Genomic DNA, 22501 nt, shown 5'->3' with positions numbered 1-22501 from the left:
CGGCGTTTCCGGTACCCTGTTATGCGCCTGTCGTGTCCTGCGATGGGCCATGCCAACGTCACCGAAGGATTCCAAGCACCATGCTCGAACGTATCCTGCTCACCCTGAGCACTGTCTTGCTCGCCACTGCTCTGCAGGCGGCGCCCGCCACCAAACCTCACGTGTTGCTCGACACCGACATGGGCCAGATCGAGGTGGAACTGGACGCTGAAAAGGCGCCCATCAGCACCAGGAATTTCCTGATGTACGTGGACAAGGGCTTATACAACGGCACTCAGTTCCATCGGGTGATCCCGGGCTTCATGGTTCAGGGCGGCGGCTACGACCGCAACTTCAACGAGAAGCCCACCGAGGCACCGATCAAGAACGAAGCGGACAACGGTTTGAAGAACCTCACCGGCACCCTGGCCATGGCCCGGACCTCAGCGGTGGATTCGGCCACCAGCCAGTTCTTCATCAACGTGAACGACAACGCCTTCCTCGACCACGGCGCCCGCGACTTCGGCTATGCCGTGTTCGGCAAGGTGGTCAAGGGCATGGATGTGGTCACCAATATCGTGAGCAGCCCGACCACCACGCGCAACGGCATGCAGAACGTGCCGTCCAATCCGGTGATGATCAAGTCCGCCAAGCGCATCGACTGACCCGAGTTATACCGCCCGGCCCCCGGGCGGCTTACCAGACAGGAGGGCAAGCCCATGCTGTTTCGCCGTTTCGAGCAGTGGATCGATGTATTCCGCGAAGCGCCCACCGACGCGCCCCCGAGCAAGGTTACCGCGTTCTACCTCTACTACTTGCGCCAGGTCTGGCCAAGCTTCGCTGCGCTGCTGGTGGTGGGGCTGATCGCCGCGCTGATCGAAGTGGCGCTGTTCAGCTACCTGAGCGACATCATCGACATGGTCAACAGCACCCCGGCGGATCGATTCTTCGCCGAGCATTGGGGCGTGCTGACCTGGATGCTGGTGGTGGCCATGATCATCCGTCCGGTGTTCGTGTGCCTGCACGACCTGCTGGTGCACCAGACCATCTCTCCGGGCATGACCAGCATGATCCGCTGGCAGAACCATAGCCACGTGCTCAAGCAGAGCATGAATTTCTTCCAGAACGACTTCGCCGGCCGCATCGCCACTCGCATCATGCAGACGGGCAACTCGCTGCGCGACTCGGCGGTGCAAGCGGTGGACGCGCTCTGGCATGTGACCATCTACGCGGTAAGCTCGCTGGTGCTCTTCGCCGAGAGCGACTGGCGGCTCATGGTGCCGCTGATCCTGTGGATCCTGGCCTATGTCATTTCGCTCTGGTACTTCGTGCCACGGGTCAAGGAACGCTCCGTGGTGTCATCGGACGCACGCTCGAACCTGATGGGGCGGATCGTCGATGGCTACACCAATATCACCACGCTGAAGCTGTTCGCTCATACCAACCTTGAGCATCAGTACGCCCGCGAGGCGATCAGCGACCAGACGGAAAAGACCCAGCTGGCCAGCCGGGTGATCACCAGCATGGACGTGGTCATCACCGCCCTCAATGGGCTGCTGATCGTAGGTACCACCGGCCTGGCCCTGTGGCTGTGGACCCAAGGCCTGCTCACCGTCGGCGCCATCGCCCTGGCCACCGGCCTGGTGATCCGCATCGTGAACATGTCGGGCTGGATCATGTGGGTCGTCAACGGCATCTTCGAAAACGTCGGCATGGTCCAGGACGGCCTGCAGACCATTGCGCAGCCCTTGAGCGTGACCGACCTGCCCAACGCACCGGACTTGAAGGTCGAGCGGGGCGGTGTCCGTTTCGAGGCGGCCGAATTCCACTACGGCAAGGTAGGCCGCGTCATCAGCGGCCTGGACCTGGAGATCGCCCCTGGGGAAAACATTGGCCTGATCGGGCCGTCCGGCGCGGGCAAGTCCACGGTGGTCAACCTGCTGCTACGGCTGTACGACCTGGAAAGCGGGCGCATCCTCATCGATGGCCAGGACATCGCCCAGGTCCGCCAGGAAAGCCTGCGTGAGCAGATCGGCCTGATCACCCAGGATACCGCCCTGCTCCACCGGTCCATCCGCGACAACCTGCTATACGGCCGCCCCGGCGCTACTGAGGAAGAGCTCTGGGAAGCTGTGCACAAGGCCAAGGCGGACGAGTTCCTGCCCTACCTCACCGACGCCCAGGGCCGCACCGGCCTGGATGCCCACGTAGGTGAGCGCGGCGTGAAGCTGTCCGGCGGCCAGCGCCAGCGCATCGCCATTGCCCGGGTACTGCTGAAGAACGCGCCCATCCTGATCATGGACGAAGCCACCTCGGCGCTTGATTCGGAGGTGGAAGCCGCCATCCAGGAAAGCCTGGAAACCCTGATGGAAGGCAAGACCGTGATCGCCATCGCCCACCGCCTGTCGACCATCGCCAAGATGGACCGCCTGGTGGTGATGGATAAAGGCCGCGTGGTGGAGGTCGGCACCCATAGCGAGCTGCTTGCCCACAAAGGCCTGTACTCGCGCCTATGGCGTCACCAGACCGGTGGCTTCGTCGGAGTGGACTGACCCGTGTTCACCCTGGATCTGTTCGCCGCCCAGCCACGTTCGACGGGTGAGCGGCGCCAGCTGGGTCCAGGGGCCTGGCTCCTTGAAGGCTTCGCCTTCGAGCAGGCCGCCGAGCTGCTGGCGGCCATCGAAGCCGTACAGGCCGAGAGCCCCTTTCGCCACCTGGTGACTCCTGGCGGGTTCACCATGTCGGTGGCGATGACCAATTGCGGCCGCCTCGGCTGGGCCAGCGACCTGAGCGGCTACCGCTATAGCGCCCTGGACCCGCTCACCCAAGCCCCTTGGCCGCCCCTGCCAGAGGTGTTCGCGGCCCTGGCAGCAAGTGCCGCCACTGCCGCTGGCTATCCCCCCTTTGAACCGGATGCCTGCCTGATCAATGCCTATGTCCCGGGTGCCCGGCTGTCCCTGCATCAGGACAAGGACGAGCAGGACCTCGCGGCGCCCATCGTTTCAGTGTCCTTGGGCCTGCCGGCTGTTTTCCTGTTCGGCGGCCGCAAACGCAACGACCCGGTGACCCGGTATCACCTGCAGCACGGGGATGTGGTGGTATGGGGAGGCGAAGACCGCCTGCGCTTTCACGGGGTTTCACCTGTCAAGGACGGCGAGCACCCCCTGGTCGGGCGTAAGCGCCTGAACCTTACGTTTCGTAAAGTGACCGCTTGATCATCTCCATGGGCATCGGCTTGAATCGGAGCATTCGGTAGGTTCGCTACCTCCCACCTGTGGGACCCAGCGCCAGCCAGGGAATCGCCCCCTCAGCCCCCCAACTCCGGAAACAATACGCTGGTATAGCCGAAACGACTGAAATCGGTGATACGCGAGGGGTACAGCCGGCCAATCAGGTGATCGCACTCATGTTGCACGACCCGCGCGTGGAAATCATGGGCGACGCGCTGGATAGCCTTGCCCTGGGCATCGATGCCTTCATAGCGGATGTGCTTGTAGCGAGCGACCATGCCGCGCAACCCAGGAACCGACAGGCACCCTTCCCAACCGTCCTCGAGCTCCGGGCTCAGGGGCGTGATCAAGGGGTTGAGCAACACGGTACGCTCCACCGCGGCGGCACTGGGATAGCGCTGGCTGCGGTCAAACCCGAACACCACCACCTGCAGGTCCACGCCTATCTGCGGGGCCGCTAGGCCCACGCCGCCGGCGGCCTGCATGGTGGAAAACATGTCGGCGATCAGTTCGTCCAGCTCATGACTGCCCAGCAACCCCTCCGGTACTGGAGGGGCCACCCGCAGCAGGCGCTCGTCGCCCATCTTGAGAATGTCCCGGAGCATATGGACCTCACTGGCTCGCGTCGGCTTTGCCTCCCCCCAGCCCGGCGCGGTCTTCGGCGCTGCCTTCGGAGGGTTCACCCGGGGCTTTCTCACCCTTGTCCTTGCCTTCGGCGGACATGTGCTCGATCACTGCGTTCATCTCGGCGCCGAGCAACAACACCGCCGAAGAGATGTAGAAGTACAGCAGCAGGATGATGATCGCGCCAATGCTGCCGTACATGGCGTTGTAGTCGGCAAAGTTGGTCACATAGAAAGCAAAGCCCACGGACGCCAGGATCCACACCACCACCGCCAGTACCGCGCCAGGCGTCAGGAAGCGGAAGCGCTGGTCGACGTCGGGCATCAGGTAGTACATCAGCGCCACTACCAGCATCAGCAGTATCACCACCAAGGGCCAGCGGGCGATGGTCCAGATGGTGACCGTGATGCTTTCCAGGCCGATCTGTCCGGCGATCCAGTTCATCACCTGTGGGCCGAGCACCATCAGCGCCGCCGCACACAGCAGCAGGCCGGCCAGGCCAACGGTGTAGAGCACCGAAAGCGGAAGGCGCTTCCAGGCCGGGCGACCCTCCGCCACGTCATAAGCGGCGTTCATGGCGCTCATCAGCGAGCGCACCGCCGCCGAGGCCGTCCACAGCGCCGCGATGATACCGAAGGACAGTAACCCCCCTTTCGATTGCTGCAACTGGTCGATCACGGGGTTGACCGAATCCAGGGCCTGGGGCGGCAGCACCAGGGTCGCCTGCTCGCGCAGCCAGGAGAAGAAGTCCGGCAGGTGCAGGAACCCGATCAACGCGATCAGGAACAGCAGGAAGGGGAACAATGAAAACAGCATCTGGTACGCCAGCGCCGAGGCGTAGGTCGACATTTCATCGTTGGAGAATTCTTGTACCGTGCGCACCAGCACCTTGCTGAGCGGAAGTTTCTTCATGTCCGGAAAGATCATCTGGCGCTCCTGTCGTCTGCCCCTTGGCCCTGCCAGGCCGTTCCTTCATTCATCGCCATGCAGATAGCACAGCGGCCATCCTGAGATGACCGCTGTAGTGTCGCTAAAGTTTATTCAAACGCTACAAGACCTGTACGCGTTTACATTCTGTCGGTACGGGTCGCGTCGTCCACGGCATTCTTGACGTCGCCCTTGGTCTGCTGCGCCTTGCCCTTGATTTCCTGGGCGGCGCCACGGGCCTGGGTTTCGGTATTGCCAGTCGCCTTGCCTATTTCCTGGCGGGCCTTACCAGCGATTTCGTTGGCAGTGCCTTTGATTTTGTCACCAGTGCCACTCATGAGCTGTACTCCTTAGTGATGATTGAAATGACTTCAATCGGCATAAGGGTTGACTCACCGCTGCGTTGGAGAGTTGCAGTTTTTTTTCGCGAGGCGCGCTGCTACCGACAGATGGCAGCTCAGGCCAGGCGGATGCCTTCTCCCTCGATAAGAATTTTACCGGCCTTGTACAGGGCGCCGATGGCCTTCTTGAAATTGCCCTTGCTGACCCCGAAACGCTGAGCGATGACTTCGGGCGCGGTACGGTCGCTCAACGGCAGCTGGCCACCGGCCTCGCGCAAGGCTGCAAGGATCTGCCCCTGCAGCCCCTCCACGGCCTGCTGGCCGGCTGGCTGCAGGCTCAGCGCGATCTTGCCATCACCTCTTACTTCCTTGATGTAGGCGGTTTCACGCATGCCGCTGCGCAGGAACTTGAACACTTCGTTCTTGTGGATCAGGCCCCAGTGGGCGTTTTCGATGACCGCGTTGAAGCCCAGGTCCGTCTGCCCTGCCACCAGTACTTTCACTGCCTGACCTTCCCGATAGTTGGCCGGGGTCTTGTCCAGGTAGCGGTCGATCTTCGCGCTGGCGGTGATGCGCCGGGTGCGACGGTCCAGGAACACATGGACGATGCAGTACTCGCCAGCGCGCAACTGGCGCTTTTCTTCGGAGAATGGCAGTAGCAGGTCCTTGGGCAGCCCCCAATCGAGGAAGATGCCGATGGCGTTGACCTCGACCACCTTCAGGCTGGCGAACTCGCCTACCTGAACCTTGGGCTTCTCGGTGGTCGCCAGGAGCTTGTCTTCGCTGTCCAGGTAAACGAATACATTCAGCCAGTCCTCGACCTCGTGAGGCACGCCCTTGGGTATGTAGCGGTTGGGCAAGAGGATCTCGCCATCAGCCCCGCCATCGAGGTAAAGCCCGAAATCCGTATGCTTGACGACTTGCAAGCTGTTGTAGCGACCCACCAAAGCCATGTTCGATACCTTCGTTGACAAGCCGATAGTGTAACCCAGCACAGCGCCGTGGATGGCTGCTCCCGCCCTTCACCCGTCCCGGCCAGCCTGAACGCTTCAGCTCATTTTGGCCAAATCGACGAGCGGCATGCGCCGAGCCGTGTTGGGCGGTATCCTCTGACCCGTCTAAACCGGGCCTGGCGGCCTCGACCGGTGCCGTTGCGAGCCAGACGCAGCACCCGCGCCTCGCACAGGAGTGACCCATGCTCAAATCCAGCCTGATGCTGGCTGTCGGCCTATTGGCCGCGCCTCACTTGAACGCTCAGACCCTGCAGCGGGAATGGGGGGACTTCGACCTCAAGCTCGGCACCACTCCCAACCGCAGCATGGCCCAGGGGCTGGTCGCGCCGGGCTCGGTCGGCTCGGTACATGGGGGCATCGATATCAGTCACGACAGCGGCTGGTATTTCGGACAGTGGTCGCCCAGCGTTGGCCTGAGCCCGGACAGCAGTTTCGAACTGGACAGCTACCTGGGGTACAAGCAGCGGATCGACAACGCCCTCGGCTACGAGCTCGGCATGATCGGCTACACCCGCCCTGAAGTGGCGGACGGCAACAGCCATCAGCTGTATGCCGGCCTGCGCTTGTTCGAGAGCCGCTTTGGCGCCGCCTACAGCGAAGCGATAGGGAGCCGCTCGGGTACGCTGTTCGCTGACCTCGGCCAATTGCCCCTGGTAGGCATGGATCTGTCCGTCAAGGTCAGCCACTACAGCTTGAGCTCGCCCTATGAATTGGGGGACGGCCAATTGATCGACGGCTACAGCGACTGGTCGATGCAGGTGTCGCGCCCGCTCATGGGGGTTGACCTGAACCTGGTCTACAGCAGCTCGGACCTGAGCGGCGGGCAATGCGTGGCCTACTCCGGCCATAACCCGGCCTGTGACAGCATGGTGATGATCAAGGCGCAGCGTACCCTGTTCTAGCGCTCAGGTATGAACAGCAGCCAGGACGAGCTGTCCTAGCTGGACTGGGCAACCGATGCGAAGGGTTCAGGCATTGAGACGATGGCTCGCCTTGCTGTGGCTGTTGGGCCTGCTGGCCTTGGCGGGCTGCACCCGCATGGACCTGGCCTACCGCAACCTGGACACCCTCATTCCCTGGACCCTCGACGATTACCTGGACATGAACCGGGAGCAAAAACTCTGGTTCGAGGATCGACTGGCCGAACACCTGCGCTGGCATTGCCAGACCCAATTGCCTGGCTACCTGCCCTGGTTGGACCGCTTCGAGCAAGGCGTGGCTGAGCGAAGCCTCGATGACCAGGCCCTGCGTACACTGACCGGCGAGGCCGAGCAGGCAGCCGCCGCAGTGGCAGTGCAGATCACGCCCTCGGCGGTAGAGCTTTTGCAGCAACTGAACGATCAGCAGGTCAGCGACCTAAAGGTTGCGTTTGCCAAGGACATTGCCAAGCGACACGCGGAAAAGGTAGCGCCGCCGCTCGAAGAACAGATCCAGAAGCGAGCCAGCAACATGATCAAACGGCTAGAGGCCTGGCTGGGCGACCTTCATCCGCAACAGGTCACCGCCGTGCAGAGCTGGGCCCGGCAACTGGGTGAGCATGATCGTATCGCTCTGGAAGCACGTGCTCGCTGGCAGCGGGCCCTGCTCGAGGCGCTCGCTCATCGGCGAGAGCCCGGTTTCGATACCCGGGTGGCGCAGCTGCTGCAGCGACGGGACAGCCTCTGGCCAGCGGCCTACAAGGAGGAACGGGCACGCAGCGAGGCGGCGGCAAGGCAGCTGACCCTGGAATTGTTACGCCTGAGCGACGCGGATCAAAGAGGGCAGCTTATCGAACGGCTTCAGCACTTGCGTGAGCGTTTCGCCTCCCTGCGCTGCTTGAACAAGCCGATGGCGCTGCGTTGATGATGACCTTGCGGGCGCGATCAGCGCCTGGCAGCGCTCGCCCAGGCCGCGCCGGATTCCCAAGCCAGGCCTGCTCCGCCCCAGCCAGGGCTGTCGGCGCTGCCGGCCAGGGTCAGGCACCAGTATTCCATGTCGCCGCGCAGGTCCAGCGCCTGGCCCATTCCGATGTGCACGAATCCAAGTGCCTCGTGGGCTGCGATGGCCTGGCTATCGGTAACGGCCAAGCCGGCATAGACAGCCAGGTGGCCTTGGGCTTGCAAGTGCTCGAGTAAAGAACGATACAGCGAGCGCATCATGCCGGCCTGGCGACCTTCCCTTGTCATGTAGACGGTGATGTCCACCGACCAACGCAGCGCCAATGGCGCCTTGTGGGCCTGGGCATAGGCATAGCCCACCAGGTTGTCGTTGCACTCGGCGACCAGAAACGGATAGCGACCCAGTGTGGAAGCCAGCAGGCCGCACAGGTCGGGGTCGTTGCCCCCCGGCACGGACAACGCATTGTCAGCATTGGCATGAATGGCGCGCAGCGCCTTGCAGTCATTGAGCCGTGCAGTTCTGACCAGGCAAAACGTCATAAAGCAGACATCCTGAAAAAATTCCCGAAATGCGAGGAATCCGTCGCAAGCAGTGCTCCCTTGAAGCCTGCGCAGAATGGATCCAGCCAAACGGGCGCGCAAGCCTAGCCCGATGTGAGGCATCTCGGCGCGACGAAAGTGCCGTTGCGATTCGAAGGTTTTCAGGCATTGAAAGGATTTGTGACGCAGATCCCAGGTCGGGGCTGGCCGGCCGGCGCCGTAACCCTTTGCAGGCGCCAGCGAAACTGGCGAACCGGTACCCGATCGTGGGCCAGTTCACCCGCTGGCGCTGACGTCCACCGGCTTTAGCCGAACAGCCAATACCCCAGCGCGGTCAGCACGGCTATCGCCAGCACGGGACGCAGAACCCGGTAAGCCTTGGGGTGGCGACGCTTGAACTGCTTGACCTGACCACTGGTGGCATTGCTGAAGCGTTTGCTCCAGGCGTAGGCCCGGTTGATGCCGCCCACGCGCTCATCGTCCAGGTTCTGGGGCGCGGTGGCGCGTCCAAGGAAAGCGCTGACGCCGCGGTTGAGCCGGGTCATCAGGGCATTGGACAGTGGGCGCTCGATATCGCAGAACAGGATCACGCGGGTTTCTTCGGTCTCGTTCTTCACCCAATGCACATAGGTTTCATCGAACATCACGTCCTGCCCGTCGCGCCAGGCATACGGCTGGCCGTCTACATAGATGCGGCAGGCGTCGGAATTCGGCGTAGCCAGCCCCAGGTGGTAGCGCAGGGAGCCGGCGAAGGGGTCGCGGTGCGGGTTCAGGTGGCTGCCGCCGGGTAACAGCGCGAACATGGCGCCCTTTACATTGGGAATGCCACTGACCAGCTCGACGGTGCGCGGGCAGAGGGCCGCGGCCGACGGCAGCGGCTTGTCGTACCACTTAAGGTAGAAGCGCTTCCAGCCTTTCTTGAAGAACGAGCCGAAGCCGGCGTCGTTGTCCTTCTCGGCGGCACGGATATAGCCCTCGTCGAACAGACGCATGGCTTCCTCGCGAATCACGCCCCAGTTGTCCCGCAGCACGTCCAGCTCGGGAAAGCGGCTACGATCCAGGTAGGGCTTGGAGGGTACGCTGGAGAACAGGTACATCAAGGCATTGTAGGGCGCGAATAGCGCCGAATGGTTGACGAACTGACGCAGCACTGGCAGCCGCGCCTTGCCGCGCAAATGCACATAGAGCGTGCTGCCGATGAACATCAGCAGCACAAGGGCCTTGGCGGTGAAGGAAAGGGTCATGCAGCGCTCCTGGGTTTCGCGGGTGCGCCATGATAAACCCGAACCCGCCGCGCGCACAGGTCAAGGGCGACCGCCCTTGACCCATGTCATGCTCAGGGCTGGTTTTCCTGCTCGGTGAACAGGTCGCTGAACAGCGGGCTCGATAGGTAACGCTCCCCGGAGTCGGGCAGGATGACCACGATTGTCTTGCCCTGCATTTCCGGCTTTTCAGCCAGGCGCACGGCGGCGGCCATGGCGGCGCCGCAGGAAATCCCGCAAAGGATGCCCTCTTCGCGCATCAGCCGCAGGGCCATGGCCTTGGACTCTTCATCGGTTACCTGCTCGACCCGGTCCACCAGGCTCAGGTCCAGGTTCCTGGGCACGAAGCCCGCGCCTATGCCCTGGATCTTGTGCGGTGACGGCTTGATCTCCTCTCCGGCCATGGTCTGGGAGATCACCGGCGAACTCATCGGCTCCACCGCGACGGAGAGGATCTGCTTGCCCTGGGTGCGTTTGATATAGCGGGAAATGCCGGTAAGGCTACCTCCAGTGCCGACGCCGGCCACCAGCACGTCCACGGCGCCATCGGTGTCGTTCCAGATTTCCGGGCCGGTGGTCTTCTCGTGAATGGCGGGGTTCGCCGGGTTCTCGAACTGCTGCGGCATGAAATAACGCTCAGGATCGCTCTGGGCCAACTCGCTGGCTTTATCGATCGCGCCCTTCATGCCCTTGGCGGGCTCTGTGAGCACCAGCTCCGCGCCCAGGGCCTTGAGCACCTTGCGCCGCTCCAGGCTCATGGAGGCCGGCATGGTCAGCATGAGCTTGTAGCCCCGAGCAGCCGCGACAAAGGCCAGGCCGATGCCGGTATTGCCGGAAGTAGGCTCGACGATGGTCATGCCAGGCTTGAGTCGGCCGTTGGCCTCGGCGTCCCAGATCATGTTGGCGCCAATGCGGCACTTGACCGAATAGCCCGGATTGCGCCCTTCGATCTTGGCCAGCACGGTCACGCCGCGAGGCGCGAGGCGATTGATCTGCACCAAGGGCGTATTGCCGATGGAGTGGGCGTTGTCAGCGAAGATGCGGCTCATGGCGAGCTCCTTGTGAGGAGGCGAATCAGTGGCCGAAGGGTAAGCCCACGCACGGGCAGCGTCCAGCGACGGACGAACCGGCGAACGTCTGGCGCGCAAGAAAGTCCATTGAGCACAGTTATGGAGCTCACGCTGATGAAAGGTCGCTACCGTTGGCCCCTGGTGATCATTGCCGCCCTGGTGGTCCTGTTGGTCATCCTGCATATCGCGCTGCCCTTCCTGGTGCGCGATTACCTCAACGACAAGCTGCGCGACATGGGCGCCTACAGCGGCCACGTGGCTGACGTGGACCTGGCCCTGTGGCGCGGCGCCTACGTGATCAACGGCCTGGAAATCACCAAGGTGGACGGCAAGGTGCCCGTGCCGCTGCTGGACGTTCCGCGTACCGACATCGCGGTCAGCTGGCATTCGCTTTGGCATGACCACGCCGTGGTCGCCCGCGTTGCCTTCCAGCGGCCGACCCTCAACTTCGTCGACGGCGGTGCCAACAAACAGGCTTCGCAAACCGGTGAAGGCACCGACTGGCGCGCCCAACTGGAAAAGCTGTTGCCCATAACCCTCAACGAAGTGCGCGTGGACGACGGCAAGATCACCTTCAACAATTTCACTTCCAAGCCGCCGGTCAAGCTTGAAGCCACTCGCATCGACGCCAGCCTCTATAACCTGACCAATGTGGAAGACGCCCAAGGCAAGCGCGATGCCCGCTTCGAAGGCAAGGCCCTGTTGTTCGGTCACGCACCCTTGGATACCCAGGCTACCTTCGACCCCTTCAGCGATTTCGATGACTTCGAATTCCGCCTGCGGGTGACCGACATCGAGCTCAAGCGAGTCAATGACTTCGCCTCGGCCTACGGCAAGTTCGACTTCAATGCCGGCCATGGAGATGTGGTGATCGAGGCCCAGGCCAACAAAGGCAGGCTCAGCGGCTACATCAAGCCACTGCTGCGAGACGTGGACGTCTTCAACTGGCAACAGGACGTCGAGAACAAGGACAAGGGCTTCTTCCGTTCCATCTGGGAAGCCTTGGTGGGGGGCACCGAGACGGTGTTGAAGAACCAGCGCAAGAACCAGTTCGCTACCCGGGTCGAGCTCAGCGGCAACGTGCACCAGCAGGACATCAGCCCTCTGCAGGCTTTCTGGCAGATCCTGCGCAACGGCTTCGTCCAGGCGTTCAGCGCTCGCTACGAGCAGGCGCCGCCCAGCGAGGACTGACCCAGGCCCGATGAATTCAGGCGCCGCGCGCGCTATGATCCTCGCCATCAAGAACAAGAGGATTCGGCGCATGAAATTCGAAGGGACCGCGGCATACGTGGCGACGCCCGACCTGAAGCTGGCGGTCAACGCGGCCATCACCCTTGAGCGGCCGCTGCTGGTCAAGGGCGAGCCAGGCACCGGCAAGACCCTGCTCGCCGAGCAACTGGCCGAGGCCTTTGGCGCTCGCCTGATCACTTGGCATATCAAGTCCACCACCAAGGCACATCAGGGCCTCTACGAATACGATGCGGTCAGTCGGCTGCGCGACTCACAGCTGGGGGTGGACCGGGTACACGATGTACGCAACTACCTGAAGAAGGGCAAGCTGTGGGAAGCCTTCGAAGCCGAGGAGCGGGTGATCCTGCTGATCGACGAGATCGACAAGGCGGATATCGAATTTCCCAACGACCTGCTGCAAGAGCTCGACCGGATGGAGTTCTACGTCTACGAGACGGACGAAACCATCCGCGCGCGGCACCGGCCGATCATCATCATTACGTCGAACAACGAAAAAGAGCTGCCCGACGCTTTCCTGCGCCGCTGCTTCTTCCACTACATCGCCTTCCCGGACCGGGACACGCTGCAGAAGATCGTCGACGTTCATTTTCCAGGCATCAAGCAGAGCCTGGTCAGTGAGGCGCTGGATGTATTCTTCGACGTACGCAAGGTGCCGGGCCTGAAGAAAAAGCCGTCCACCTCCGAACTGGTGGACTGGCTCAAACTGTTGATGGCTGACAACATCGGCGAGGCAGTGCTGCGCGAGCGCGACCCGACCAAGGTGATCCCCCCGCTGGCGGGCGCCCTGGTGAAGAACGAACAGGACGTGCAGTTGCTTGAACGCCTGGCCTTCATGAGCCGTCGCGGTAATCGCTGATCCGCGGAGGCGCCTGCCATGCTGCTCAATCTTTTCAACGAACTGCGCGCGGCCAGGGTGCCGGTGTCACTGCGCGAATGGCTGGACCTGCTCGAGGCGCTGGAGCGGCACGTAGTGTTCGCTGACATGGACGCCTTCTATTACCTGGCCCGCGCCATCCTGGTGAAGGACGAGCGCCATTTCGACAAGTTCGACCGGGCCTTCGCTGCCTATTTCAATGGCCTGGAAAACCTGGGCGAGCATTTGCAGGCGCTGATTCCCGAGGACTGGCTGCGCCAGGCGTTCGAGCGCTCGCTCACCCCCGAGGAGCGCGCCCAGATCCAGACCCTTGGTGGGCTGGACAAGCTCATCGAGGCCTTCAAGCAGCGCCTGGCCGAGCAGAAGGAGCGCCACGCCGGCGGCAACAAATGGATAGGCACGGGCGGGACCAGCCCCTTCGGCTCTGGCGGGTACCACCCCGAAGGCATCCGGGTAGGGGACGCCGGCAAGCGCCAGGGGAAGGCGGCGAAAGTCTGGGACCAGCGAGACTACAAGAATCTGGACGACCAGGTAGAGCTGGGCACCCGCACCATGAAGATGGCGCTGCGACGGTTGCGCAAGTTCGCTCGTCAGGGCGCGGCCGAAGAACTGGATATCGACGGCACCATCGACCACACGGCCCGTGATGCCGGGTTGCTGAACATCCAGCTACGCCCCGAACGGCGCAACACGGTCAAGCTGCTTTTGCTGTTCGACATCGGCGGTTCCATGGACGCCCATGTCAGAACCTGCGAAGAACTCTTTTCGGCCTGCAAGACCGAGTTCAAGCATCTGGAGTATTACTACTTCCACAACTGCGTCTACGAGTCGGTGTGGAAGAACAACCTGCGCCGTACGTCCGAGCGCACCGCTACCTATGACCTGCTGCATAAATACGGCGCCGACTACAAGGTGGTATTCGTAGGTGACGCCGCCATGTCGCCCTATGAGATTACCCATCCGGGCGGAAGCGTCGAGCATTGGAACGAAGAGGCTGGGGCGGTGTGGATGCAGCGCTTCAAGGAGAAGTTTCGCAAGGTCATCTGGATCAATCCCTACCTCAAGGAGACCTGGCACTACACCGCTTCCACCGGCCTGATGAGACAGTTGGTGGATGACAAGATGTACCCGTTGACACTGGCCGGCCTGGAGGAAGGCATGCGTTACCTGGCCAAGTAAGGCCTCGGCCCATTACGGACGGAGCTTGTGGTGGGAGCCAGCGCAGCTGGCGATTCTCCCGCCCGGAAGCATTCGGCAGCCAGTGCCTCCCATAGACTGAGCTTGGGTCAGCGCCAGCTTTCGGGAATCGGCTTGCGTGGCCGGATGCCAAAGGTATAGCCGATGCCGATCAGCAACCATTCGATGGCTGCCGCCAGCAGCAGCGCCACGCTTACACCCCAGGCAATGGCCTGGGGTGACAGCGGCACCCGGTAGTCGTACCCGTTGAGGGTCTCCTGACGAATCTGCGGGTCGGCGGCGCTGATCACGTGCCAAGCCCTTTCATACCAGCGCCCCTGCAAGGCCTGCCACTCTCCCGACAGCGCCTGTTCCCGGCTCACCAGCCCCGCCACGCTCTGGGCATCGCTACGAAACACTGGGTCATCACTGGCCTGATAATGCTTCACCAGGGCCTGCAGATCACCATTGAAGAACTTGTTCGCGGTGTCGGTGAACCCCTGCAGTGCCCTTTGAGCTTCCAGCAGGTGAGCTTGTACACGCTGGGCGTAGTCATCGATCACCCCAGGCACCTGAACCCCCACAAGCAGGCCAATGGCAAAGACGATCAACCGCAGGTAGCTACGTAACATCTGACTTCCTTATTCGACATGACCTTCGGCAACGATTTCCCCGCCTCGCCAGAGCACCCAGCGCCCCGGCTCATGGCGGTGCCAGGTTTCGTTCTCGGTCAACGGCTCGGTGGCGATGACAGTGACCACATCATCAGGCGTGGTTTCAGCCTGGAAATCCACGATCACGTCCACGTCCTTGAGCCGTGCCGGCCCGAATGGCGCCCGCCGGGTGATATGGGCAAGCTTGGTGGAACAGAAGGTGAACAGCCAGTCGCCATCGCTGAGCAGGCCGTTGAACACCCCCAGCCGACGGTAACCGGCGCAGGCCTGGACCAGGATCGGTACCAGGTATTCTTCCTGTACCGGATCCGGATAGGCGGCGCGGATGCGATTGAGCAGGTCACAGAAGGCCGCCTCGCTGTCCGTGTCCCCCACCGGGCGGTAGAACCCCGGCACGGGGGTGAAGTTCGCCAACTGCCCGTTATGGGCAAAGCACCAGTTGCGGCCCCACAGCTCTCGCACGAAGGGGTGGGTATTGGCCAGGCACACCTTGCCCACGTTGGCCTGGCGCACGTGGCCGATCACCACTTCACTCTTGATGGGATAGTGCTGGACCAGTTCGGCCACCCGCGACTCGCAACTGGGCGCCGGATCCTGGAACAGCCGCAGGCCGCGGCCTTCATAGAAGGCGATACCCCACCCGTCCCGGTGCGGACCGGTGCGCCCGCCGCGCTGGATCAGACCGGTGAAACTGAACACGATATCCGTAGGCACGTTGGCACTCATGCCGAGCAGTTCGCACATGGCCGCCTCCCGATGACTTACAAGCGTGGTTCGATACGCATGGAGCCGCCTTGCGAGGGCCGCCTCGGCGCCGTGGACGAATGCGGCCCGACTGAATGACCGCTCCTATCCACGGGCGCGGCCTCGGCGTAGGGTTCAGCGGCCTCCTGCCTGGCCCGTTCGGCCTGGCGTTGCGCCTCGGCGTCCGCTTCGGCACGGCGCGCGCGGCCTGCCCTTTCGATGGGCCAGCGCACCAGGGCGAACAACAGATACAGCGCCAGGGCGATGGCTGCGTACATGGCCAGGTCCGATACGGCGCGCCAGGCGTTACCCGCCACCTTGAAAAGTAGGTCGAGCGCGGTAATGGCGATGGCCGGCGCGAACTTGTCCTGGGCCGGGTCCACAATGGTAGGGCTGAACAGCGCCACCGCGCCCACTACCCGCAAGGGCTCGCGCAGCCAGCGCCACAGCCAGCGCGTCAGGCGGAACCACACCAGCAGGCAGCCCAGGGCAGCGAAGGCATACAGCCCCCAGGCGATGTAATAGTCGTTCTCGGTCATGGTGTTCGTGGCAAGGCGGCAAAGTGGCGCTTATGATAACGGCTTTTGGCCCCAGGCGCAGTGCCGCCGGCCAGCGCGCTGCGCGCCACCGAACCGAGGACCCGCCATGACCCAGCCCCAGCCCCCGATTGCCCGCAAGGCGCCCGGCAGCGACCCTTACGCCTGGCTGCAGGCGCGCGACAGCGAAGAAGTGCTGGCCCACCTGCGGGCCGAAAATGCCTACATGGAAGCCTGCCTGGCAAACGAAGCGCCTTTGCGCGAGGCCTTGTTCGAGGAGATCCGCGGTCGCATTCAGGAAACCGATCTCAGCCTTCCCTCTCCGTGGGGCCCCTGGCTGTATTACTCCCGAACCACCGCTGGCGACGAATACCCTCGGCATTACCGGGCGCCACGGCCCGCGGACGGCTCCCTGGACGTAGCGCCGGAAAGCGAGGTGCTCCTACTCGACCCTAACGCCCTGGCCAACGGGGGCTATCTCTCCCTCGGCGCTTTCAGCGTAAGCCCGGATCATCAGCGCCTGGCCTACAGCCTGGACACCCAGGGCGATGAAACCTACCAGCTGTTCGTCAAGGACCTGTCCAGCGGTGACATACAGACACTGCCGTTCGAGGCCTGCTCGGGCAGCATGACCTGGGCCAACGACAGCGCAACGCTGTTCTTCGTCGTTCACGACGATACCCACCGCCCCTACCGTCTGTACCGGCATCGGCTCGGCGAGACGGGCGCCAGCCTGGTGTTCGAAGAGCCCGATGGTCGGTTCTTCCTGCATTGCTACCGGGCCAGCTCCGAGCGCCAACTGGTGCTGCACATCAACAGCAAGACCACGGCAGAGGCCTGGGTACTGTCGGCGGACAAGCCTGAGGGCAGCTTCGCCTGCGTGGCCGAACGTCGCGAGGGCCACGACTATGACCTGGACCACGGGCAGTTGGAAGGCGTCTGGTCCTGGTTCATCCGCAGTAACCGCGACGGGCTCAATTTTGCTCTCTACCACTGCCCGGATACGGGCGAGCCGCCCCGCGAGGCGGGTTGGCGGACACTGGTGCCCCATGACCCGGAAGTGATGCTCGAGAGCTTCACGCTGAACCATCAGGCCTACGTGCTCAGCCTGCGCCAGGCCGGACTGCCCATCGTGCAGGTGTTCCCCGCCGGCGCCGATGCCTACCGGGTGCAACTGCCCGACGCGGCCTACAGCCTCTACGTGCAGGACAGCCTTGAATACCAGGGCGAGTACATTCGCCTGCGCTACGAAGCCCTCAACCGCCCTGGCCAGGTGCGCCAGCTCAGCCTGGCCGATGGTGCGCAGGTAGTGCTCAAGCAAACCCCGGTGCTGGGCGCCTTCGACGCCGATGACTACCTCAGCGAGCGCCTGTGGGCGACAGCCACCGATGGCACCCGGGTGCCGGTGACGCTGGTGCGCCGCAAGGATCGCATCGGCGGGCCGATGCCGCTGTACCTGTACGGCTATGGCGCCTATGGTGAGAGCCTGGACCCCTGGTTTTCCCACGGGCGGCTCAGCCTGCTGGACCGTGGCGTGGCCTTCGCCATCGCCCACGTGCGCGGTGGCGGCGAGCTGGGCGAGCAGTGGTATCAGGCCGGCAAACAGGCCAACAAGCCCAACAGCTTCACGGACTTCATCGCCTGCGCAGAACATTTGATCTCGCAAGACATCACCGCGCCTGATCGCCTGGTGATCAGTGGCGGCAGCGCCGGCGGCCTGTTGATGGGCGCGGTGCTGAACCTGCGGCCCGACCTGTTCACCGCCGCCATCGCCGAGGTGCCCTTCGTCGATACTCTCAACACCATGCTTGACCCGGACCTGCCGCTGACCGTGACCGAATACGACGAGTGGGGCAACCCGGCGGATCCGGACGTGTACGCGCGCATCAAAGCCTATGCGCCCTATGAGAACGTAAAGGCCCAGGCGTATCCGCATATGCTGGTGATAGCCGGCTACAACGACAGCCGAGTCGCCTACTGGGAAGCGGCCAAATGGGTGGCGCGGCTGCGCGAACTCAAGACCGACGATCATCTGCTGCTGCTCAAGACCGAAATGGGCGCCGGCCACGGCGGCATGAGTGGCCGTTACCAGGGGCTGCGTGACCTGGCCCTGGAATATGGCTTTGTGTTCAAGGTGCTGAACCTGGTGTAAACAACCTTCAATAGAAAGCGAAGATATCGACCATGACCAATGCCGCCTCGTTGAACAATGAAATCCGCATCATGTTGATGGATTGCGGCCTGTTCAACCAGCTTCAGCCCGAGGACTGCGGCATTGCCGCCGGGTATTTCAGCATCGTCTCGATGGAAAAGGGCACGCTCATCTTCAACGAAGGCGACGCGGGCACTTTCATGTGCATCATCCACTACGGCAACGTTTCGGTCAGCAAGACCGATGCCGAGGGCAACCAGGTCGACATTGCCCTGCTGCGCAAGGGGCGCTCGTTCGGCGAAATGGCGGTGCTCGACGGCGAGCGCCGCTCCGCCACCTGCGTGGCCGCCACGGATTGCCAACTGCTGAGCCTGGGCAAGGACTCGCTGGAGAAGATGATGGTCGAGGCGCCCAAGGTAGCTGCCAAGCTGATCCGCGCCCTGGCGGTATCGCTGTCCAAGCGGCTTCGCATGGCGGACGGGCAGCGACTCTCCTGACCGTCAGGTTCCGCTTCGGTCCCGCTTCGGTTCCGCTTCGGTCCTGCCTCGATCGGCTTACCCCTCCTGCCCCGCCGCGCTGCCTTTCTGAGCGGCCGGGCTGACGTTGGGCGGTTGTGGCAACTCTACTTCAGGCAACGCAACGCCGTTGGGCGCGGGGCTGGCCACCGCGCTAGCGCCGCCCTGTACTGAAGGCGTGGCCGGCGCCACCACCGGCACAGGCGGCGCCGGCTCGATGGGCGCTGGAGGTTCAGTGGCGGCCTGGGCGAAGGCGCTGAGCGCGGTCAGGGTCAACAGCAATGCTTGGATCATCACTGGCAGGCTAGCGCCTCGTCTATCGGTCGAGCCCACAAGCTAGCCCTGCCAAGCCCTTACCGCAAGCCCCTTGCCGCCTTCGTGTCGCCCCCGGATAATCCGGCGTTTTGCGCGGGGGCCGAGCGTGGCGAACAAACGATACAGTTGCATCGGGCTGCAGAACCCCAAGTCCCCGGAAAACGTGGGTTCGGTGATGCGGGCCGCCGGCTGCTATGGCGTCAACTCGGTGTTCTATACCGGCCGGCGCTACGAGCGCGCCCGGGACTTCGTCACCGACACCAAGCGGGTGCACTACGACATTCCACTCATTGGCGTAGAAGACCTGCGCATGATCCTCCCGCTCGATTGCGTGCCGGTGGCCGTGGAGCTGGTGCCCGATGCCCGTCCCTTGCCCGGCTACACCCATCCGGATCGGGCCCTTTATATCTTCGGCCCTGAAGACGGTAGCCTGGATGAAGACCTGCGCCAGTGGTGCGAGGAAACCATCTACATTCCCACCGAGGGCTGCATGAACCTGGCCGCCACGGTGAATGTGGTTTTGTACGATCGCATGGCCAAGGGCAACAACACCCGCTCCGGGCCACGCTTCAAATAGGCGGAACAGCCGTCGCGTTTAAGGGTCAGCTTATCAAGCCCTTTCATTGCATGGAGACGCCCAATGAACAAAGACATCCTTTCGCAAGCCATTGAAGCCTTGCCCGAGCGCGGCGCGGATACCAACGTCCATGGCTGGGAGCGCGCCGGCTCCATCGCAGGCGGCGCATTGCTGGTCGGCAAGGGTGTACGTCGTGGTGGCCTGCTGGGCCTGTTCCAGATCGCCCTGGGTGGCGTGGCCCTGGCCCGCGGCTTCACCGGCCGCAGCAAGACCAAGGCGCTGTTGGCCCGCGGCCGTGGCGAACTGGAAAGCCTGCGAGGCAACATCGAGCGCGCGGGCGACCAGCTCAAGTCGCTCAAGGACAACGCCGTGGCCGCCACCGAATCGGCCACCGTCACCGGGAATGATTCACTGGACAACCCGAAAGTCTGAGCTGGTGGCTGGAAGGATGTGCGGCTTCATTCACCAGCAAGCCAGACCAGCATCGGTGGGAGCCAGCGCAGCTGGCGAATTCGTAGCCCCTCGCGGGCCATTCGGCAGCTTCGCTGCCTCCCACCGGCCGGAGCGAGCTTCATTCTCGCAGGCCGTCGCAGCCTCAACCCGCCCTGAAGATCAGATGTTCTTCCCAGTCATCCGGAGCGACGCTGTCTTCACTCAGCATGCGTCCGGCCTGTGATACGCGCTGTGTATGTACCTGCTCCGGGTCACCGCATACCAGGTGGTGCCACAGGAGCAGGTCCTGGCGCTCACTGACCAGGCGATAGGCGCAGGTCGGCGGTAGCCATTTGAACTGGTCGGCCTGGGCAGGCGTGAGCTGGATACAGTCCGGCACCTGCGCCCGGCGGTTGGGGTAGTCACTGCAGCGGCAGGTGGCGCGGTCCAGCAGGCGGCAGGCGATCCGGGTGTAGTAGACGCTGTTGTCGTCTTCGTCCTCGAGCTTCTGCAGGCAGCACAGTCCGCACCCGTCGCAAAGCGACTCCCATTCCCCCTGGTCCAACTGGTCGAGGGTCTTGCGGATCCAGAAGGGTTCTACTTTTGCGGCCATGGGAGTTCCTGAAACATGGTATTGCCAATGCATCGGCATAAAGCGGCGCAAGTCTAGTGCGCCGAGGGGCTTGGGCCAAGCCCTGGCGACTGTCGGTCATGCCCCTTGCCAGCGGCGGTGGGCTTGAGTAGCTTCCTACCTTCTTACCCAGGAAGCGCAGCCATGACGGATAACCCACGCATCGCCGATTACGCCATTGCCGAACACTTCATCAACCGCTGGTCGCCACGGGCGTTTTCGCCGGAGCCCATTGCGGAGGAGACGCTGCTCAGCTTCTTCGAGGCCGCGCGCTGGGCGCCTTCGGCCTACAACTCCCAACCCTGGCGCTTCCTGTATGCGCGTCGTGATACGGCGGACTGGGAGCGCTTCCTGGATTTGCTTAACCCGTTCAACCGCAGTTGGGCCCAACAGGCATCGGCCCTGGTGATCATCCTTTCCAAGACTACCTTTACCGCCCCGGGCGCCAGCGAAGAAAGCCCCGCGCTCTGGCATACCTTCGACACGGGCTCGGCCTGGGCCCACTTCGCCCTGCAAGCCAGCATGAGCGGCTGGCACACCCACGGCATGGCCGGATTCGACAAGGACAAGACTCGCCAGGAGCTCAAGGTGCCGGACGGCTACGAGCTGCATGCCGCCGTTGCCGTGGGCAAGCTGGGCGACAAGGCCAGCCTGCCGGAATCGCTGCAGGGCCGCGAAACCCCGAGCCCGCGTCGCCCAGTGAAAGAGCTGGCCAAGGGCGGCGACTTCGACTTCAAGTAAAGCGTCTGCCGTCGCCCTTCAATAGCCGCGGTAAAAGTCCACCTGCCCCCGCAAGGGCTGTCCTGCCTCGAACGCCGACAGGTTCGCCAGGAACAGGTCGGCCATCAGGGCCGGCGAGGTGGGCGCAGCGGTGTGGCCAGTGAGCAACAGCCCCCAGGCTGTCCAGAACGGATGCTGGCGAGGCAGGGGTTCCTGGCGGCAGACGTCGATGACCGCGCCGGCCAGGTGCCCTTCTCGCAAGGCTTGCACCAGATCGGCATCCACCACCGCCGTGCCTCGGCCGGCATTGATGAACAAGGCCTCGGGATTGAACGTGGCGAACAGCTTGGCGTCGAAGAGGTCGCGGGTGGCCAGGGTATCCGGCAACAGGTTGATCACGTAGTCCATGGTTGGCAACAGGCCGGGCAACGCGTCCAGGCCGACTACCTGCTTGAACAGCGGCTCGGGCCGAGCACCGCTGGCAATGCCATGCAGCTCGATGCCGAACGGAGCCAGGTATCGCGCCAGATCGCGCCCAATCTCCCCTACTCCTACGATCAACGCCTTGCGACCCGCCACGCTTACCACCGGGCGGTCATCCCACTGCCGTTCCACCTGGCTGACCACACGGCTCATGACCTTGCGTTCATGGCCGAGCAGGTAGGTAAGCACGTACTCGGCCATTACCTGGCCGAAGATACCGACGGCACGCGTCAGTAGGTAATCCCGCGGCAGGCCGAGGGCCAGCAAGGGGGTGATCCCGGCCCAGGTGGACTGTGCCCAACGCGGGCGATGCCCCTGTCGCAACAGGGTCGCCAGCAAGTCAGGCTGGCCCAGCCAGACCGGGCATTGCGCGGCCAGGCGAGCGAGTTCGGCCGAATCGTCACTGGTGACAACCTGCAAGGCCGGGGCCTTGCTTTGAAGCAGGGCGGCATAGGCGGCGAACGCCCGCTCCGCGATAAGCACGCGCATGGTCGAACCTTGAAAGCGACAGCGGGGCGAACGCCCGGTGCGAAATGAAAAAATTGGCCCTATGGCCTG

Annotated in this window: 26 protein-coding genes; 13 read left to right on the top strand and 13 right to left on the bottom strand. The window is 63.3% G+C overall.

Features of this window, described 5'->3' with window-relative positions; translation table 11 throughout:
• Positions 1–80 precede the first annotated feature (80 nt).
• The 3 genes from ACP691_RS03425 to alkB are packed head-to-tail and all read left to right on the top strand — an operon-like array spanning position 81 to position 3194.
• A complete protein-coding gene (locus ACP691_RS03425; RefSeq protein ID WP_426150066.1) occupies positions 81–644 on the top strand; it encodes a peptidylprolyl isomerase in 564 nt (187 codons plus the stop codon).
• 54 nt (positions 645–698) lie between these two features.
• Positions 699–2531 (top strand): ABC transporter ATP-binding protein, encoded by a 1833-nt coding sequence (locus tag ACP691_RS03420; RefSeq protein ID WP_426150065.1) that lies wholly within the window; start codon positions 699–701, stop codon positions 2529–2531.
• 3 nt (positions 2532–2534) lie between these two features.
• Positions 2535–3194, top strand: coding sequence for a DNA oxidative demethylase AlkB (gene alkB / locus ACP691_RS03415; RefSeq protein ID WP_426150064.1), 660 nt, complete (start codon positions 2535–2537; stop codon positions 3192–3194).
• A gap of 92 nt (positions 3195–3286) precedes the next feature.
• Here alkB and def read toward each other — a convergent pair whose 3' ends face one another.
• The 4 genes from def to ACP691_RS03395 all read right to left on the bottom strand — a co-directional run bounded on the left by def (position 3287) and on the right by ACP691_RS03395 (position 6054).
• Complete coding sequence (def, locus tag ACP691_RS03410; RefSeq protein ID WP_426150063.1) at positions 3287–3814, bottom strand: peptide deformylase; 528 nt, start codon at positions 3812–3814, stop codon at positions 3287–3289.
• A 7-nt stretch (positions 3815–3821) separates the two neighbouring features.
• Positions 3822–4760: a YihY/virulence factor BrkB family protein gene (locus ACP691_RS03405; RefSeq protein WP_426150062.1), complete on the bottom strand. Its 939-nt coding sequence runs from the start codon at positions 4758–4760 to the stop codon at positions 3822–3824.
• Positions 4761–4900: 140 nt separating this feature from the next.
• Positions 4901–5098, bottom strand: a complete 198-nt coding sequence (locus ACP691_RS03400; protein WP_040262086.1) for a CsbD family protein — start codon at positions 5096–5098, stop codon at positions 4901–4903.
• 119 nt (positions 5099–5217) lie between these two features.
• Entirely contained in the window at positions 5218–6054 is an 837-nt protein-coding gene (locus ACP691_RS03395) for a CvfB family protein (RefSeq protein WP_426150061.1), read from the bottom strand.
• A gap of 242 nt (positions 6055–6296) precedes the next feature.
• On the opposite strand from ACP691_RS03395, the gene ACP691_RS03390 reads away from it, so the two are divergent.
• Both ACP691_RS03390 and ACP691_RS03385 read left to right on the top strand, forming a co-directional pair.
• Positions 6297–7016, top strand: coding sequence for a TorF family putative porin (locus tag ACP691_RS03390; protein ID WP_426150060.1), 720 nt, complete (start codon positions 6297–6299; stop codon positions 7014–7016).
• A gap of 73 nt (positions 7017–7089) precedes the next feature.
• Complete coding sequence (locus ACP691_RS03385; RefSeq protein ID WP_426150059.1) at positions 7090–7956, top strand: DUF6279 family lipoprotein; 867 nt, start codon at positions 7090–7092, stop codon at positions 7954–7956.
• Between the two features lie 20 nt (positions 7957–7976).
• Here the strand turns inward: ACP691_RS03385 and ACP691_RS03380 are convergent, their stop codons facing one another.
• From ACP691_RS03380 to cysK, 3 genes are all read right to left on the bottom strand, one after another.
• Complete coding sequence (locus ACP691_RS03380) at positions 7977–8531, bottom strand: GNAT family N-acetyltransferase (RefSeq protein WP_426150058.1); 555 nt, start codon at positions 8529–8531, stop codon at positions 7977–7979.
• Between the two features lie 305 nt (positions 8532–8836).
• Positions 8837–9775, bottom strand: coding sequence for an aspartyl/asparaginyl beta-hydroxylase domain-containing protein (locus tag ACP691_RS03375; protein WP_426150057.1), 939 nt, complete (start codon positions 9773–9775; stop codon positions 8837–8839).
• Positions 9776–9867: 92 nt separating this feature from the next.
• Positions 9868–10842, bottom strand: coding sequence for a cysteine synthase A (gene cysK, locus ACP691_RS03370; RefSeq protein ID WP_426150056.1), 975 nt, complete (start codon positions 10840–10842; stop codon positions 9868–9870).
• A 135-nt stretch (positions 10843–10977) separates the two neighbouring features.
• On the opposite strand from cysK, the gene ACP691_RS03365 reads away from it, so the two are divergent.
• From ACP691_RS03365 to ACP691_RS03355, 3 genes are all read left to right on the top strand, one after another.
• Positions 10978–12054, top strand: coding sequence for a DUF748 domain-containing protein (locus ACP691_RS03365; RefSeq protein WP_426150055.1), 1077 nt, complete (start codon positions 10978–10980; stop codon positions 12052–12054).
• A gap of 70 nt (positions 12055–12124) precedes the next feature.
• Positions 12125–12970: an AAA family ATPase gene (locus ACP691_RS03360; RefSeq protein WP_426150054.1), complete on the top strand. Its 846-nt coding sequence runs from the start codon at positions 12125–12127 to the stop codon at positions 12968–12970.
• Positions 12971–12988: 18 nt separating this feature from the next.
• A complete protein-coding gene (locus ACP691_RS03355) occupies positions 12989–14167 on the top strand; it encodes a vWA domain-containing protein (protein WP_426150053.1) in 1179 nt (392 codons plus the stop codon).
• A 107-nt stretch (positions 14168–14274) separates the two neighbouring features.
• Here the strand turns inward: ACP691_RS03355 and ACP691_RS03350 are convergent, their stop codons facing one another.
• Genes ACP691_RS03350 through ACP691_RS03340 form a run of 3 tightly spaced genes read right to left on the bottom strand, consistent with a single transcriptional unit; the run spans position 14275 to position 16121 of the window.
• Entirely contained in the window at positions 14275–14796 is a 522-nt protein-coding gene (locus tag ACP691_RS03350) for a DUF2937 family protein (protein ID WP_426150052.1), read from the bottom strand.
• Between the two features lie 9 nt (positions 14797–14805).
• Complete coding sequence (locus tag ACP691_RS03345; RefSeq protein WP_426150051.1) at positions 14806–15582, bottom strand: class II glutamine amidotransferase; 777 nt, start codon at positions 15580–15582, stop codon at positions 14806–14808.
• 17 nt (positions 15583–15599) lie between these two features.
• On the bottom strand, positions 15600–16121 hold the full coding sequence (locus ACP691_RS03340; protein ID WP_426150050.1) for an MFS transporter: 522 nt from the start codon (positions 16119–16121) through the stop codon (positions 15600–15602).
• Between the two features lie 106 nt (positions 16122–16227).
• On the opposite strand from ACP691_RS03340, the gene ACP691_RS03335 reads away from it, so the two are divergent.
• Positions 16228–18270: a S9 family peptidase gene (locus ACP691_RS03335; RefSeq protein ID WP_426150049.1), complete on the top strand. Its 2043-nt coding sequence runs from the start codon at positions 16228–16230 to the stop codon at positions 18268–18270.
• Positions 18271–18302: 32 nt separating this feature from the next.
• Entirely contained in the window at positions 18303–18767 is a 465-nt protein-coding gene (locus ACP691_RS03330) for a Crp/Fnr family transcriptional regulator (protein WP_040262074.1), read from the top strand.
• A gap of 57 nt (positions 18768–18824) precedes the next feature.
• Here the strand turns inward: ACP691_RS03330 and ACP691_RS03325 are convergent, their stop codons facing one another.
• Positions 18825–19079: a hypothetical protein gene (locus ACP691_RS03325; RefSeq protein ID WP_426150048.1), complete on the bottom strand. Its 255-nt coding sequence runs from the start codon at positions 19077–19079 to the stop codon at positions 18825–18827.
• A gap of 127 nt (positions 19080–19206) precedes the next feature.
• On the opposite strand from ACP691_RS03325, the gene ACP691_RS03320 reads away from it, so the two are divergent.
• Both ACP691_RS03320 and ACP691_RS03315 read left to right on the top strand, forming a co-directional pair.
• Positions 19207–19677 carry an RNA methyltransferase gene (locus ACP691_RS03320; protein ID WP_426150047.1) on the top strand — a complete coding sequence of 157 codons (471 nt, stop codon included), beginning with the start codon at positions 19207–19209 and terminating at the stop codon, positions 19675–19677.
• A 63-nt stretch (positions 19678–19740) separates the two neighbouring features.
• Positions 19741–20109: a DUF2892 domain-containing protein gene (locus ACP691_RS03315; protein ID WP_426150046.1), complete on the top strand. Its 369-nt coding sequence runs from the start codon at positions 19741–19743 to the stop codon at positions 20107–20109.
• A 163-nt stretch (positions 20110–20272) separates the two neighbouring features.
• Here ACP691_RS03315 and ACP691_RS03310 read toward each other — a convergent pair whose 3' ends face one another.
• On the bottom strand, positions 20273–20722 hold the full coding sequence (locus ACP691_RS03310) for a YcgN family cysteine cluster protein (protein WP_426150045.1): 450 nt from the start codon (positions 20720–20722) through the stop codon (positions 20273–20275).
• Positions 20723–20884: 162 nt separating this feature from the next.
• Here ACP691_RS03310 and ACP691_RS03305 point away from each other — a divergent pair, with 162 nt between their 5' ends.
• Positions 20885–21481 (top strand): nitroreductase family protein, encoded by a 597-nt coding sequence (locus tag ACP691_RS03305; protein WP_426150044.1) that lies wholly within the window; start codon positions 20885–20887, stop codon positions 21479–21481.
• A gap of 18 nt (positions 21482–21499) precedes the next feature.
• On the opposite strand, the gene ACP691_RS03300 is transcribed toward ACP691_RS03305, so the two are convergent.
• Positions 21500–22432: a D-2-hydroxyacid dehydrogenase gene (locus ACP691_RS03300; RefSeq protein WP_426150043.1), complete on the bottom strand. Its 933-nt coding sequence runs from the start codon at positions 22430–22432 to the stop codon at positions 21500–21502.
• Positions 22433–22501: the final 69 nt, after the last annotated feature.

Origin of the sequence: Pseudomonas sp. DC3200b2, from assembly GCF_049895785.1 — a bacterium.
Taxonomy (GTDB): domain Bacteria; phylum Pseudomonadota; class Gammaproteobacteria; order Pseudomonadales; family Pseudomonadaceae; genus Aquipseudomonas; species Aquipseudomonas massiliensis.
This window is presented reverse-complemented; position numbering and strand designations above follow the sequence as displayed.